We start from the raw sequence: 14,188 nt of genomic DNA, 5'->3' as shown, positions 1-14,188 counted from the left end.
CCGATGTGAAGGATGGGTATGCCGATCACACCTGCCACCGCGACGCACAACCCGTCGAACGGCACCGCAGACGCGATTTTGCTGGAACTGGTCGACGAGGACGGCGTGACGATCGGCACCGCGGAGAAGCTCGCCGCCCATCAGCCACCCGGGCAACTGCACCGAGCGTTCTCCGTTTTCCTCTTCGACGAGTACGGCCGGCTGCTGCTCCAGCAGCGGGCGCTGGGCAAGTACCACTCCCCCGGTGTCTGGTCGAACACCTGCTGCGGCCATCCCTACCCCGGTGAGGCGCCCTTCGCGGCGGCGGCCCGGCGGACCTTCGAGGAGCTCGGCGCCTCCCCGTCCCTGCTGGCCGAGGCGGGCACGGTCCGCTACAACCACCCTGACCCGGAGTCCGGTCTGGTGGAGCAGGAGTACAACCATCTGTTCGTCGGGATGGTGCAGGCCGTGCTGCGGCCGGATCCTCAGGAGGTGGCGTCGACGGCGTTCGTGACCCCGCCCGAGCTGGCGGAGCGGCACGCCAAGGACGCCTTCTCGTCCTGGTTCATGACCGTCCTGGACGCGGCCCGGCCGGCGATCAGGGAGCTGACCGGCACGTCGGCCGGCTGGTGACGTCGGCCCTCGCGGGCACCCCCTAGGGGTAGCGCGCGGGTTTGAGCGGCAGGGTGGCCCAGATCACCTTGCCGCCGCTCGCGGTGTGGTCGACCTCGCACACACCGCCCGCCTCCCGTGTGATCTCGCGCACCAGCAGCAGTCCGCGGCCGCCGGTCCGGCCGTGGTCGGTCTCCAGTGCGGTCGGCCGGTACGGGTGGTTGTCCTCCACGGACACGCGCAGCCACTCGGCACCGACGGCCAGCTCGACGGCGATGGTCGGTGAGAGCACCGCCGCGTGCTTCACGGCGTTCGTCACCAGCTCCGAGACGATCAGCAACAGCCCTTGGGCCAGGTCGTCCGAGGCCGGCACCCCCTGACGCAGCAGCAGGTCCCGTACGGCGTGCCGCGCCTGCGGCACCGAGGCGTCGACCGCAGGAGCGGTGAACCGCCAGACCCCTTCGTACGGCAGCGGATCCGCGGGCCCGGGGCCGAGGGGCGCCGCGCCGCTCTCTGGACGTGGGCCGAACCCACGCCCGTCGTTGTCCATCGTCCGGTCGCCACCCTCGCGCTCGATTGTCGCCACACCCCGAGTGTTGGTAACGATGCGCTCCCCACCCCAGGGCTGAACAGAAGTCAGCAACTATCGAGCACTTATGACCGTTGGCGTATGACACGGTCAGTTGTTGGACTGGTCCTGTCCATGTTGTGCCGTCTCGGCGAACTATTCGGGTTGTACGGGTTTGGCATCCGGATAACATCCGGCGCATGGAGCCGCAGCTGCTGTACAGCGTGACCGACTCGGTCGCGACGGTCGTCATCCGCCACCCCGAGAAGCGCAACGCCATGACGGCCGCGATGTGGCGCTCCCTGCCGCCGCTGCTGGAGGGGCTCGCGGGCGATCCGGCCGTGCGGGCGCTGGTGCTCACCGGCGAGGGCGGGACGTTCTGCGCCGGGGCCGACATCTCGACGCTGCGGGGCTCGCCGGAGGAGGCGCAGCGGCTGGCCGTGGCGGCCGAGGAGGCACTCGCCGCGTTCCCCAAGCCGACGCTGGCGGCGGTGCGCGGGCACTGTGTGGGCGGCGGGGCGCAGTTGGCGGCGGCCTGCGATCTGCGGTTCGCCGAGGAGGGGTCGCTGTTCGGCGTGACGCCGTCGAAGCTCGGCATCGTGTACCCGGCGTCCTCGACCAGGCGGCTGGTGTCCCTGGTCGGTCCCGCCACCGCCAAGTACCTGCTGTTCTCCGGCGAACTGATCGACGCGGAGCGGGCGCTGCGCACCGGGCTGGCCGACGAGGTGCTTCCCGAGGGCGAACTGGGCAAGCGGGTCGTCGAGTTCACCCGGGTGCTGGCGTCCCGTTCGCAGTTGACGCAGGCCGCGGCCAAGGAGTTCGCGAACGGGCGCACGGACCGCGACGCCCACTGGGCCGCGCGGGCACGCGAGAGCGGCGACACCGCGGAGGGTGTCGCCGCGTTCCTGGAGCGCAGGCAGCCGCGGTTCGGCTGGAGCGTGCCTACGTCAGGGTGAGGCCGGCGTGTGACCGGAGCAGTTCGACCACGTGCGCGGGGGCCTTCCCCGGTGATCCGGCGTCGTAGGGCGGCTGCGGGTCGTACTCGGTGGCGAGTTGGACGATCTGCGCGTGGGTGTCGCCCGCGATCCGGCCGAGCAGGGCCAGTCCCATGTCGATGCCGGCGGAGACGCCGGCCGCGGTGACGTACTTGCCGTCGGTGACTACCCGCTCCCCCGTCGGCTCGGCGCCGTGGCGCTTCAGCTCCTCCAGGGCCAGCCAGTGGGAGGTCGCGCGGCGGCCCCGGAGGAGTCCGGCGGCGGCGAGCAGCAGGGAGCCGGTGCACACGGACGTCGTCCAGGTGCTGGTCTCGTCGGCGGCGCGCAGCCAGGTGAGCAGGGGGCCGTCCGCCGCGAGCGGGAGCGGGCCCGGGCCGCCGGGGATCACGATGATGTCGGGGTGCGGCACGTCGGCCAGGGTCCGGTCGGCGACGAGGGCGAGGTTGCCGGAGTCGTTCCGTACGGGGCCGGGCTCCTCGGCGACGAAGACGGTCTCCGCGTCCGGGAGCCGGCCGAGGGTCTCGTAGGGGCCCACGGCGTCGAGGGCGGTGAAGCGGTCGTAGAGGACGATGGCGATCTGCATGTGACCCTTCCGGTCGGTGTGCAGGAGTCAGGACGTCGTCGCGGTGCGGAAGCGGCGGCGGTACTCCGCCGGGGGCGTGCCCAGAGCCTTGACGAAGGCGCGGCGCATGGCCTCGGGGGTGCCGTAGCCGCTGGTGCGGGAGATCTCCTCGATGCCGTCGGCGGTGTCCTCCAGCAGGCGGCGGGCGTGTTCCAGGCGGACCCGGTCGACGTACCGGCCCGGCGTCATACCGGTCTCGGACCGGAAGGCGCGGGCGAAGTGGCGGGGCGACAGACGGGCGCGGGCGGCGAGGGCTTCGACGGAGAGGTCGGCGTCGGGGCGTTCGGTGATGAAGCGCTGGACTTCTTTCAGGGGTTCGCGGTGTGCGGTCTGGGCCGCGAGCTGGGCGCTGAACTGGGCCTGGTTCCCGGGCCGGCGCAGGAACACGACCAGGTGGCGGGCGATGGTGAGCGCGGCGTCCCGGCCCAGGTCCTCCTCCACCAGGGCGAGGGCGAGGTCGATGCCGGCGGTGACGCCGGCCGAGGTGGCGATGTGTCCGTCGCGTACGTAGACGGGGTCGGGGTCGATCTCGACGGCCGGGTGGTCGCGGGCGAGCCGGTCGCAGTACGCCCAGTGGGTCGTGGCCCGGCGGCCATCCAGCAGGCCGGCCGCGGCGAGCACGGACGCACCGGTGCACACGGAGACCAGTCGGGCGGCGCGCGGCCCGTGCTCGCGCACCCAGTCGACCAGGCGCGGGTCGGGGCGCAGGCTGCCCGTGCCGCCGGGGACGAGGAGGATGTCCGGGTCGGGCGCGGTGGCCAGGGACACGTCGGGCACGAGGGTCAGACCGCTGGTGGTCCGCACGGGCGCGCCGTCCAGGGACGCCGTGCGGATCCGGTACGCGCCCGGCGAGAGCAGGTCCGCGCCCGCGAAGACCTCCACGGGCCCGGTGACGTCGAGGCTCTGCACGCCTTCGAAGAGGACGGCGAGAACGGTGCGCTGGGCCATGCGGTCGATTCTTCGCGGGCCCGGAGTGTGGCCGCAATGACGAGTTCCCCACCTTTTCTGCCATGAGGGCCGCGGCCGTAGAGGGCATACCAAGCGGTTGGTGACGTGCCGGGCATGACGACTGCCGCCCTTGAGCCGCGCGCCGGCCGACGCCGCCACAGGGGCAGGAGGCGTCCGTTCGGTGGAGGCCGGCCACCACCCGGTGGACCCAGGCTCAGTGGGCCATCACGGGCTCCTGCGCATCACCCGCAAGACCCTCCTCACCCTCCCGCTGCCCTCACCCGCCACCGGCCCGGACCGCCCCGATATCCCGGACCACCCCGCCTACCAGCAGATCCTCACCGCCCTGGCAGACGCAGGCCGACCGATGCGCGCCCGCGACCTCTGCCAGGCCCTCGGCCTGCCGATCCTCCCGAAGCACACCGAAGGCATCCGCTCCAAACTGAAACGCCTGCTCAGCCGGGGCATCCTCATCGAAGCCGAACGCGGCTTGTTCGCCCGCTGTTCCGCACTCTCAGGCTGAGGACTCCGGTGTGGCGTCATGTTCTGCTCCGGAGCGCTCAGTGGCTCGGGGCAACCGCCAGTTCGCCCAGGCGCGTATTGTTCTGCAGCGCCCACCGCATGGTCCGCGGCGGGCGCCCGAGCAGGGTTTCCAGTTGGTCGGAGAGGACGTCGTACCGCCCGCTGGCGATCAGACTGGTCTGGATCCTCAGGTGCGCCGCCACGTGCCGGGCCGTAGCCGGATCGCCCAGGGTCTCCTGCAGGACGGTCTCGTCAAGGAAGGCCTCGTGCCAGGCCTCCAATTCCTCAGGGATGTAGGTGACCTGGCGTCCCAGCACGGCTGCGTAATCCTCAGCGAACCCGTACATGTCCTTCAGCTCCGGGCCGGTGAGCGCGTAGGACTTCGAGATGTGCGGTGCGGGGTCGACCAGCACCTTCACGCACACCTCTGCCAGGTCGTGAACGGCGATGGGCGCGAGCCGCTGGTTGCCGAAGGGCAGGCGCAGTTCACCGTTGCTCAGCGGGCCCGCCAGCATCCAGGTCAGATGGGGGTTCTCGGCGAACAGGGTCGCACGCACGTTGACGGTCGGGAGGCCGGACCAGTCCAGCACCCGCTCGCAGACCCAGTGCGCCCGCTGCTGCGGTGACCAGTCCGTGACCAGTCCGCCGAGCCAAGAAAGCCGCTCCTCATCCGGTGTGGTCATCTTCTCGAGCGTCATGTACGACTGCTCGTAGTTGGACAGGTGCACGAAGGCCTCGATGTCGCCCTGGGCTCGCGCCGCCGCGGCCATCAAGGTGAGGGCGTCGGCGTAGTACGGCTGCGGGGTCATGCTGAAGTAGATGCGCTTGACACCCTTCAGCGCGGCGGCCACGTCCGCGAGTCTGAACAGGTCGCCGACGAAGACCTCGGCCCCGGCCTCGCGCAGCGACTGCGCGCGTTCGTCGTCCCGTCGCACGAACGCGCGCACCGGATGGCCCTGTTCGAGCAGCATGTCGACCATCACCCTGCTCACGCCACCGACTTGGCCGCCGGCACCGGTGATCAGAATGGGATTGCGCTCCGACATTGTTGTGCCCTCCATCTGGTTGGGGTGGGTCGGCCGTTCAGGAAGCCGAGGATGTGAAGTCGTCGAGGCGGGCATGGCCGAAAACCGTCTGGAAACTGATCAGTTTCCAGACGGGAATACAGGTCGGTTTTCTCACCGATGAAGGTGAGGCGAGCGGGTGACGGGCTGAGATCTCAGGGCTTCGAGATCATCGTGTGGCCGCTTGTGGGCTTGCCTCGGCGATCCTCTGGAGGGCCGCGTCGGTGTCCGCGGTGGCCAGCGTGCTGTTGATGTCGGCGCCGGCCAGTGCACCGGCCGCAGCGGAGGCCCCGACCTGGGCGACCAGATCGGTGACGTTGCCGGCCACCCACACACCCGCCACCTCGGTGCTGCCGGCCGTGCCGGAGGCGAAACCGCGGCCTTTCGGCAGGTCCTGCACCGGCAGGCCCAGACCTTCCAGGCCCTGGGTGCGCGCCTGCATCGGCGCGGCGACCGCGAGGACGCGGCGGGCCACGACCTGGCCGTCGGCCAGGCGCACCCCGGCGAGGGCACCGTCCTCGTCGTCGACGACCTCGGTGACCGGGGTGTCGATGACGCGGATGCCGCGGGCGGCGAAGCGGGCGCGGCTGTCCTCGTCCAGGTCAGTGCCGTGGGTGAAGTAGGTCAGGTCCTCGGTCAGCTGACGGAACAGATACGCGTGGCCGATGGAGGCGGGGCCGGTGGCGAGGATGCCGATGGGCTCATCGCGCACCTCCCAGCCGTGGCAGTACGGGCAGTGCACCACACTGTGCCCCCAGTGCTCGGCGAGCCCGGGCACCTGTGGCAGCACATCCGTGAGGCCGGTGGCCACCAGGATGCGGCGGGCGGTGATGCTGCGGCCGTCGGCCAGGGTGACGGTGAACCGCAGGTCCCCGTCCGCCGACGGGGCGGCGGACTCGGCCGAGACCACCTCGCCGAACACGACGCGTCCGCCGTACTGGCGCACCTGCTCCCGGCCCCGTCGAAGGATCTCGGACGGCGGGGTGCCGTCCAGGACGATGAAGCCGTGCACGGCCTCCGCGGGCGCATTGCGCGGGGAGCCACTGTCGATCACGACGACCGAGCGGCGGGAGCGGGCGAGGATCAGTGCACCGTTCAGCCCCGCGGCGCCCCCGCCGATCACCACCGCGTCGACGGTCCCGTCGGCCAGTGCGTCGCTCGCGTACGGAGGAGTCGTCACAGCCATGGCCTCCTGCCTTTCCTTATCAGTCATGGTTCGGTCAACCCTTCGAGTTCTGGGTGATTGGAGGGGGTCAGCTGTTCAGAAAGCTGGAAGGCGTCGCAACGCCGGGCGGCGCGGAGGAGTTCAGAGGCATGGGTTGCTCTCAATCGCACCAGGCGTGCACGCGGCCTGTCCGGTGAGCTCAGGACCATTGTGTACTGAACAGTCAGAAACCTAAGCGGTTCTGTACCGAGTTGTCAAGTACGGCAGGTCGGCCCTCGCTCACTCGCAGCCGCACGGGTGGTCTGGGTGCGGGTGCCGTAAGAAGACGACGTGCGTGCCTTGGACTCGGTCCATATACGCGGCGGCGTCTCGATGGTGTGTGGCCACCGGTGGTGGCCGAGGACGAGGAACCTGTCCGGGCAAAGGGCGTCGTCGTTCGGAGCGCCGATGCCGAAGACGTACAGCCCGCTCAGGCGATGAATCCGTTGTCGGCCGCATCCTCGCTGCTCCAGCAGGGTGTTGAGGCGTTCCACGTCGTGGGAGGCGAGCCAGGTCTGGGTGTACGCGCCCATGCGGAGCAGGATGCGGCCGGAGTTGTCCGTCCGGCGGGCTTCGACGTGGACGGCGTAGTGCGCGGGTTTCATGCCGACGTCGTTCGCCGCGGCGTGGGTGAGCGGCGTGAGGGCCGGGTTCCGCACTCCGAGGGCGGCGGCCTGGGCGACGTTGGACACACCGGCGAGACGGGTCAGCTCGTCGTCCCGGCACCGCTGGGCGGGACGCTGGGGTCGATGCCGGTGCCCTTGGTCATGAGGGCTCCTGGGCCGGGTCGGGGACAGTATCGGGCTCGGTGTCGGGGTCGCTGGCGGTGAGGGGGAGCAGCACCTGGAAGCGGGTGTCGCCGGGTACGGACTCGACTTTCAGGTCACCGTGGTGCTTGTTGACGACGATCCGCCAGGAGATGTCGAGCCCCAGCCCCGTGCCCTCGCCCACCGGTTTGGTGGTGAAGAACGGGTCGAAGATCCGGCCGCGGATCTCGGCCGGCACTCCCGGGCCCGTGTCGCGGAACTCCACCAGCAGCCGGTCGTGCACCAGAGCGGTGCGTACGGTCAACGTCCCTTCGCCGTCCGCGCCCTTGATGGCGGAGACGGCGTTGTCGATCAGGTTGGTCCACACCTGGTTCAGTTCGGCCGGGTAGGCCGGAATCCTCGGCACCGAACGGTCGTACTCCTTCACGACCTTGACCTGTGGACCGATCTTGCCCGACAGCATCAGCAACGTGCTGTCGAGGAGTTCGTGCACATCGGCGACCTGGTGGGGGGCGCGGTCCAGCTGCGAGTACTGCTTGGCGGCGTCGACGAGGTGCGAGATACGGGTGGTGGAGTCCTCGATCTCGGACATCAACAGCTCTGCCTCGACCGTGTAGTTGAGGCACTCGATGGCACTCTGCAGGATTTCCTGCTCGTCGACGGCCGCCGCGATCTGCTCCAGCCAGTCGACGTCGAGACCGCCCTGCACGAAGGTCGGCGCGATCTGCCAGCCGTTCTGGACACCGTGGTCGTCCAGCCAGTCGGCGAGTTCGTCCTCCCGGTCGGACGCTTCGAGCGGGCTCAGTGCCGGCGCCTTGGAGACCCGCTCGGCCGTACGCTCCTGGAGGTCGACCAGGGCCTTCAGGGCGTCGCCGTGGTGAGGGCCCGAGGCGATGACGCCGAGCTTGTTGCGCATGTGCGCGACCCGGTCCCTGAGCGACGAGGTGGCCCGTACGGCCGCCGCGGCCGGGTTGTTGAGCTCATGGGTGAGACCGGCGGACAACGAGCCCAGCGCCAGCAGCCGTTCGCGCTGCCCGACGGCCCGCTGAAAGGTCTGCGAACCGAGGAAGAGCCCCTCCAGTAGATGGACCGCCATCGGAAACCACTCGTGCATGAAGTTCGCGAACGATTCGGCGGGCAGGACGAAGAACCGCGTCGGCTCCGGCACCCGCACCGAGTTCATGTACCGCTGCGGTTTCCCGTCCCCGACGAACGCCATCACGGCCCCCGCGTACACCCCTGGCTGGGACGTGCGGCTCACCTCGATGTCGTCGCCGCCCACCCGGCGCGACATGACGACCGTGCCCTCGATCATCACGTAGAAGCAAGTCGCCGGGTCACCTTCGGCGAACACCGGCCCGGGGTCGAACAGTTCGACCCGACCCTCGCTGCACAGCCTGTCGATCTGCTCGGAGTTCAGCTTCTCGAACAGGAAGAGGGAACTGATCTCCGCCGCGTCGCACGGCATCGGCCGCCCGCTCACGACTGCTCCAGATACCGGTGGACGAGCATCACGGCCATGGCTCCCTCTCCGACGGCGGACGCGACCCGCTTGGCGGACTCCGCGCGCGCGTCCCCGGCGACGAACACGCCGGGGATGTTGGTCTCCAGGTGGTACGGCGGCCGGTCCAGCTCCCAGTTGGCCGGTGGCCGCCCGTCGGCGGTCAGATCGGGCCCGGCGAGGATGAACCCGCGCTCGTCGCGCAGCACGGTACCGTCCAGCCAGTCGGTCAGCGGGGCCGCGCCGATGAACACGAACAGCCACTGCGCGTCGACCCGTTCGGTCTGCCCGCTCGTCGTGTCGCGCAACGTCAGCTGTTCCAGATGGTTGTCGCCGTGCGCGGCCTCGACGACCGTGTGGGCCCGTACAAAGATGTTCGGCGACTCGGCGATCTGCTGGATCAGATAGTGCGACATCGACGCGGTGAGGTCCGCTCCGCGCACCAGCAGGGTGACCGACTTGGCGCCCCTGGACAGGTACATCGCCGCCTGCCCCGCCGAGTTGGCGCCGCCGACGATGTACACGTCGTGGCCCTGGCAGCCGGCGGCCTCGGTGAGCGCGGACCCGTAGAACACCCCGCGGCCCGACAACTCGTCGGCACCCGGCGCCTCCAGCCGCCGGTACGACACACCGGTCGCCAGGATCACGCTGTGCGCCGCGATCTGCGACCCGTCCGAGAAGCGCACGGTCCGGGCCGCGCCGTTGACCTCCAGGCCCGCCACCTCACGGGCAGTGAGGATCTCGGCGCCGAACTTCGCCGCCTGCCGACGGGCCCGGTCGGTGAGCTGGGCGCCGGACACGCCGTCGGGGAAGCCCAGGTAGTTCTCGATCCGTGAGCTCTGTCCGGCCTGTCCGCCGGTCGCCGAGCGCTCCACGAGCACGGTCCGCAGCCCCTCCGAGGCCCCGTAGACCGCTGCGCCGAGCCCGGCCGGGCCGCCGCCGATGACGACGAGGTCGTAGAAGTCGGTGGTCGGGGTGGTGGCGAGGCCCACGTGGGCGGCCAGGTCGGGCACCTCCGGCTCGACCAGGGGAGTGCCGTCCGGGGTGATCACCACCGGCAGCCGCTGCCCGTCCTGGCCTGCGGCGGCCAGCAGCCGCTGCCCCTCGGGCTCGTCCGTGGAGTACCAGCGGTACGGCACCTGGTTGCGGGCCAGGAACTCCCGCACGTCCGACGAGCGCGCCGACCACCGGTGACCGATCACCTTGGTGCTCGGCACCGGTCGGTAGTCGCTGCAGCGCCACGCCTCCAGGAGGTCGTCGAGCACCGGGTAGAGCTTCTCCTCGGGCGGGTCCCAGGGCTTGAGGAGGTAGTGGTCGAGGTCGACGACGTTGATCGCGTCGATCGCCGCGTTGGTGTCCGCGTACGCGGTCAGCAGCACGCGGCGGGCGCCCGGATAGACGTCCAGGGCCTGTTCGAGGAACTCGATGCCGTTCATCTGGGGCATGCGGTAGTCGGCAAGGATCACCGCGACCAGATCACCGCGCAGCTTCAGCTCCCGCAGCGCGTCCAGCGCGGACTCACCGGACTCCGCGCGCACGATCCGGTACGACTTGCCGTAGCGCCGTCGCAGGTCACGGGCGACGGCCCGGGACACCCCGGGATCGTCGTCCACGGTCATGATGACGGTCCGCGCAGCGTCCGCGGCCTGTGCCATACGTCCCCCACCCCGAGTGATCGGATCACCGGCCGGTGCCGACCCGGTGCCGCGCCGTCTTTCAGCCATCGTATGTTCGACCGCCCTGCTTCGCTCCGGTCAGCCCCGCCGCGAGCCGAGAACCCAGAACTCGTTGCCCTCCGGGTCCACCAGTGTGGTCCAGGACTGCTCTCCCTGGCCGATGTCCGCGTGCCGCGCCCCGAGGGCCGGCAGCCGGTCGACCTCGGCCTGCCGGTCGGCCCCGCGCCGCCCATCCCGGTGGTCTCGCCGCGAGGGTCGAGTGATCCGCTACTCGGCCCATGCCGCGATCCGTTCCGCGATCGCCTCGGGGGCCTCGATGTGCAGGAAGTGACCGACGTCGGGGACGACCTCCAGCGCGTGCGGGGCGGCGAACCGATGTCGGTCGTCGACCTGCGGGGGGAGGAAGCAGCCGTCGTCGGCACCGTAAAGCTGCAGCAGGGGCACCGCGATCGGCTGAGACAGGCGGCGCGTCGCCCCAAGCATGCCGGGCCGCAGCATCGCCCGGTAGTACTTCAGAGGCGCGGGCATGCTCGCCCGCAGGTGCTCGTGCAGCTCCGCCTGCAGAGCTGGATCGAGCGAGAAGCCGGGCGACCACTGACGCCAGAGGCGGTCGATGAAGGCGAGATCGCGGGCGGTGGCCATCCAGCCGCTTCCCGGCAGTTGAAAGAGCCCCATGTACCAGATCCGGCGTAGCTGAGCGAGGCGCGGCCGGCTCAGGAACGTCGTGAGTGGGTGGGGGACTGCGAGCGCGACCGCGCGTTCGATCCGCTCCGGCGCGGTGACGCAGGCATCGTATGTGATCAGGGCGCCCCAGTCGTGGCCGACCAACTCCACGGCTCGCCCCGGAGACCAGCGGTCGATCAGCGCGAGCACGTCGCTGGTGAGGGCTGCGAAGTCGAACGGCCCCGCGGTCGGGGACGGCGCGTAACCGCGAAGCCAGGGTGCGACGACGTGACGTCCGCGGCGGCCGAGCTCGGCAAGGAAGGGCTTCGCGGTCGGCGGATGGTCCGGGAAGCCGTGCAGGACGAGCGTCGGTTGACCATCGGGATCACCACCCTGCAGCGCGTGAAAGGTGCCGTGTGGCAGGTCGAAGGTGACGTGTTCGAACTCCGTGTGTGCCAGCTCTTTTCCAAGAGCGTTCGGACGGCTGGCTTCGGTGTCTCTGGTCTTGGACATGTGCGTCTCCTCAGGCGCCGGGTGTACTGCGGGGTCAGCCGGCCAGTCGGTTGAGCTTGCGGATTTGTCTGTCGAAGGCGCGCGAGGGCACGATCCGGCGCAGGAGGCTGACGCGTGCGGCCATCGAGCCGGCGGTGTACCGGAGCTTGGGCTTGGAATCGGTGGCGGCCGCGACGATCACCTTCGCGACAACGTCCGGTTCGTCGGCGTTGCGCACGGCCGTGGCCAGCACGTCTCGGGAGACCTCCCGCTGCGCGGCGTAGATCGGCAGGGGCGAGTCGGGTGCCAGGCTGCTCGCCTCGAAACTCGTGCTTGTGTAGGCCGGCTCGACCAGCAGCATCCGGACGCCGTGCTCGCGAAGCTCGTGATCGACGGACTCGGAGTAGCCCTCGACCGCATGCTTGGTGGCGGCGTAGACGGCCATGAAGGGGGCTGGGATCAGACCGAGTACCGAGGCGACGTTGACCACGCGGCCACTGCCCTGGGCGCGCATGTGGGGCAGCACTGCGTTCGTCATCCGCATCAGGCCGAAGACGTTGACGTCGAAGACCTCCTTGGCCTGCTTGATCGAGCTCTCCTCGCCGGCGCCGACCGCGCCCACGCCTGCGTTGTTGACCAGGACGTCGATCCGGCCGAACCGCTCGATCACCTCCTCGACCAGGGAGCGGACCGACTCGTCGCTGGCCACGTCGAGATCGAGGAACGTCACCCCGGCGAGCGGCTCGGCGTTCGCCGCGTTGCGGCTCGTGCCGACCACCGCGAAGCCGGCGCCCACGAGGGCGAGCGCCGCCGCCCGCCCGATCCCGGAGGAGGCGCCCGTCACGAGGGCCACTCGGGGAGCTGTCTGCATGTTGGTTCCTTCGGTTGTGGCATGACTTCGCCGTGCGCTGTGCGGGGTCGCCCGCGCTGAGGCCGACACGGTCCGCGCCGGTCCTGCAAGCCCAGACCAAGCCTGTCCGGTGAGCTCAGGACGGTTGTGTACTGAACAGTCGGAAACCTAGGCGGTTCTGTACTGACTTGTCAATAAGGGCGGGTCGGCTTTACCTTCTGTGTATGGCGAGACCACGAAGCTTCGACCCCGACCACGTCCTCCATGCCGCCGAGCGGCAGTTCCGCACCTCGGGCTACAACGGCACGAGCGTCGACGACATCAGCGCCGCCACCGGCCTGGGCCGCGGCAGCCTCTACGCCGCGTTCGACGGCAAGCACGGCGTGCTGCTGCAGGCGATGGCCGGGTACTTCGCCCGGCTGGGGCAGGGTGCGCCGAAGGCCCTCGCCGGACCGGACGAGGGCGCCCTGGAACGACTGCACGCGTACTTGCTCCGCGCCGTCCACGGGGTCCCACTCGCCGCCGACGTACCCCCCGCCCCTGACCGGGCGGCGGCGGCCTGCTTCGCCGCCAAGATGGCCCTGGAGATCGGCGCCTCCGACCCCGAGGTGAAACGCCTGGCCAACGACTGCTTCTCCGTGCTCGCGACGGCGGTGGCCGAGTGTGTGCGAGCGGCGCAGCGCAACGGCGACATCGACCCCGACGCGGATCCCGACGACCTTGCATACCTTCTGCTGACCATCATCCGCGGGACCGATGTCGTAGGCGCGTACGGCCACAGCCCCGACCGCCTGACCTCGATCGCGGAGAGCGCGTTCGCCTTGCTGCCTCGCCCGCGCCACCCCTGAGAAGGGCACGGCCGGCTTCGTTGCACAGGCATCTGATGCGGTCGGCCCACTTCGACGCCGCGGAGGCACGGCCCGCAGGTTTACGCGCCGCCGTGACCTCGTGTGTTGGCGCGTGCTGTGGTGTTCCGGGGGTATGCGGGGTGGGCACTGCTCGGCGCTTCGGACGTGAGGCGGTTCCATGGATGCTGCTGCCCAAAATGAGGGCCAGGGTCCGCTTGCCGACCGTCTGATCAGGGCCGGTGCGGCGTTGGAGGGCAGCGCGGAGATCGCCGAGGCCCGTGCCACGGCCCGCGGCTTCCTCACCACGAGCGGATCACCGCGGCCATCGAGCTGGCCGACGACCCCGGTGGAGACCCGGCCGGACGGGACACCTGGCGCATGGTCCGGGCACCCGACAGCGAGCCCGGCGCCATCCCGATCACCGCCATGCGACACCCCGCCGCCCGGATTCCCAACCCTGACGAAGGCGCGCCTGCGGCCTGGGCAGTTCACGGCGGGCCTCCGCCTGGTCGTCGAGTGCGACGTCGACGATCCCGATCCGCGCGAGCAGTTGCGCGACCTGGCGTCCGCGCCGGTCGCCAACGACGAGCACCGTGTGGTCACCCCGGCCGACTGGTCACCGTCGCCCCACTCGGTCAGGGACCTCGCCGACCGCCCCCTGGGTGATCGCCCCGCCCGGCACGGCGTGCGGCCGTGCCCTCGCGCGCATCTCCGAGCAGTACGCCTACACCCCGAGCCGCGCCCACACCGCTCGGGAGCTCCCCACCGCACTGTCCCTGGTCCGAGCGGGCCTCATGACCAGCTTCCCCGTCCGGCCCACAACCCCGAACCGCGGCCGTGGTCGAGGCCCTCCGCCAGTCGGCCGAGAACCTGGGGC

The 14,188-nt window shown here is 70.5% G+C and carries 16 protein-coding genes; 4 read left to right on the top strand and 12 right to left on the bottom strand.

What is annotated here, in order from left to right; all coding sequences use genetic code 11:
* Window positions 1-18 precede the first annotated feature (18 nt).
* Entirely contained in the window at window positions 19-612 is a 594-nt protein-coding gene (gene idi, locus ACH4G3_RS05355) for an isopentenyl-diphosphate Delta-isomerase (RefSeq protein WP_397623181.1), read from the top strand.
* Window positions 613-634: 22 nt separating this feature from the next.
* On the opposite strand, the gene ACH4G3_RS05350 is transcribed toward idi, so the two are convergent.
* The gene (locus ACH4G3_RS05350) at window positions 635-1,141 is read right to left on the bottom strand and encodes an ATP-binding protein (protein WP_020272200.1); all 507 of its coding nucleotides are present in this window, start codon (window positions 1,139-1,141) and stop codon (window positions 635-637) included.
* Between the two features lie 218 nt (window positions 1,142-1,359).
* Between ACH4G3_RS05350 and ACH4G3_RS05345 the strand changes: the two genes are divergently transcribed.
* Entirely contained in the window at window positions 1,360-2,115 is a 756-nt protein-coding gene (locus ACH4G3_RS05345; RefSeq protein WP_397623180.1) for an enoyl-CoA hydratase/isomerase family protein, read from the top strand.
* On the opposite strand, the gene ACH4G3_RS05340 is transcribed toward ACH4G3_RS05345, so the two are convergent.
* Both ACH4G3_RS05340 and ACH4G3_RS05335 read right to left on the bottom strand, forming a co-directional pair.
* The gene (locus ACH4G3_RS05340) at window positions 2,102-2,737 is read right to left on the bottom strand and encodes a DJ-1/PfpI family protein (RefSeq protein WP_397623179.1); all 636 of its coding nucleotides are present in this window, start codon (window positions 2,735-2,737) and stop codon (window positions 2,102-2,104) included. The genes ACH4G3_RS05345 and ACH4G3_RS05340 overlap by 14 nt on opposite strands.
* Before the next feature lie 27 nt (window positions 2,738-2,764).
* Window positions 2,765-3,724, bottom strand: coding sequence for a GlxA family transcriptional regulator (locus tag ACH4G3_RS05335; protein WP_397623178.1), 960 nt, complete (start codon window positions 3,722-3,724; stop codon window positions 2,765-2,767).
* Between the two features lie 181 nt (window positions 3,725-3,905).
* Here ACH4G3_RS05335 and ACH4G3_RS05330 point away from each other — a divergent pair, with 181 nt between their 5' ends.
* On the top strand, window positions 3,906-4,247 hold the full coding sequence (locus ACH4G3_RS05330; protein WP_397623177.1) for a hypothetical protein: 342 nt from the start codon (window positions 3,906-3,908) through the stop codon (window positions 4,245-4,247).
* A 37-nt stretch (window positions 4,248-4,284) separates the two neighbouring features.
* Here the strand turns inward: ACH4G3_RS05330 and ACH4G3_RS05325 are convergent, their stop codons facing one another.
* The 8 genes from ACH4G3_RS05325 to ACH4G3_RS05290 all read right to left on the bottom strand — a co-directional run bounded on the left by ACH4G3_RS05325 (window position 4,285) and on the right by ACH4G3_RS05290 (window position 12,484).
* Window positions 4,285-5,292, bottom strand: coding sequence for an NmrA family NAD(P)-binding protein (locus ACH4G3_RS05325; RefSeq protein WP_397623176.1), 1,008 nt, complete (start codon window positions 5,290-5,292; stop codon window positions 4,285-4,287).
* Between the two features lie 187 nt (window positions 5,293-5,479).
* On the bottom strand, window positions 5,480-6,496 hold the full coding sequence (locus tag ACH4G3_RS05320) for an NAD(P)/FAD-dependent oxidoreductase (RefSeq protein ID WP_397623175.1): 1,017 nt from the start codon (window positions 6,494-6,496) through the stop codon (window positions 5,480-5,482).
* Window positions 6,497-6,729: 233 nt separating this feature from the next.
* Window positions 6,730-7,206, bottom strand: coding sequence for a hypothetical protein (locus ACH4G3_RS05315; RefSeq protein WP_397623174.1), 477 nt, complete (start codon window positions 7,204-7,206; stop codon window positions 6,730-6,732).
* 73 nt (window positions 7,207-7,279) lie between these two features.
* Window positions 7,280-8,749, bottom strand: coding sequence for an ATP-binding protein (locus ACH4G3_RS05310; RefSeq protein ID WP_397623388.1), 1,470 nt, complete (start codon window positions 8,747-8,749; stop codon window positions 7,280-7,282).
* 11 nt (window positions 8,750-8,760) lie between these two features.
* Window positions 8,761-10,437: an NAD(P)/FAD-dependent oxidoreductase gene (locus ACH4G3_RS05305; protein WP_397623173.1), complete on the bottom strand. Its 1,677-nt coding sequence runs from the start codon at window positions 10,435-10,437 to the stop codon at window positions 8,761-8,763.
* Window positions 10,438-10,536: 99 nt separating this feature from the next.
* Window positions 10,537-10,722: a VOC family protein gene (locus tag ACH4G3_RS05300; protein ID WP_397623387.1), complete on the bottom strand. Its 186-nt coding sequence runs from the start codon at window positions 10,720-10,722 to the stop codon at window positions 10,537-10,539.
* A 3-nt stretch (window positions 10,723-10,725) separates the two neighbouring features.
* Window positions 10,726-11,634 carry an alpha/beta fold hydrolase gene (locus ACH4G3_RS05295; protein WP_397623172.1) on the bottom strand — a complete coding sequence of 303 codons (909 nt, stop codon included), beginning with the start codon at window positions 11,632-11,634 and terminating at the stop codon, window positions 10,726-10,728.
* A 34-nt stretch (window positions 11,635-11,668) separates the two neighbouring features.
* On the bottom strand, window positions 11,669-12,484 hold the full coding sequence (locus tag ACH4G3_RS05290; RefSeq protein WP_397623171.1) for an oxidoreductase: 816 nt from the start codon (window positions 12,482-12,484) through the stop codon (window positions 11,669-11,671).
* A gap of 203 nt (window positions 12,485-12,687) precedes the next feature.
* Here ACH4G3_RS05290 and ACH4G3_RS05285 point away from each other — a divergent pair, with 203 nt between their 5' ends.
* Window positions 12,688-13,311 carry a TetR/AcrR family transcriptional regulator gene (locus ACH4G3_RS05285; protein ID WP_397623170.1) on the top strand — a complete coding sequence of 208 codons (624 nt, stop codon included), beginning with the start codon at window positions 12,688-12,690 and terminating at the stop codon, window positions 13,309-13,311.
* 418 nt (window positions 13,312-13,729) lie between these two features.
* Here ACH4G3_RS05285 and ACH4G3_RS05280 read toward each other — a convergent pair whose 3' ends face one another.
* Entirely contained in the window at window positions 13,730-13,903 is a 174-nt protein-coding gene (locus ACH4G3_RS05280; RefSeq protein ID WP_397623169.1) for a hypothetical protein, read from the bottom strand.
* Window positions 13,904-14,188: the final 285 nt, after the last annotated feature.

The sequence above is a fragment of the Streptomyces afghaniensis genome (genome assembly GCF_044327915.1).
GTDB lineage: Bacteria > Actinomycetota > Actinomycetes > Streptomycetales > Streptomycetaceae > Streptomyces > Streptomyces afghaniensis.
The sequence above is the reverse complement of the archived record's forward strand: the minus strand, read 5'-3'. Positions and strand labels throughout refer to the sequence as shown.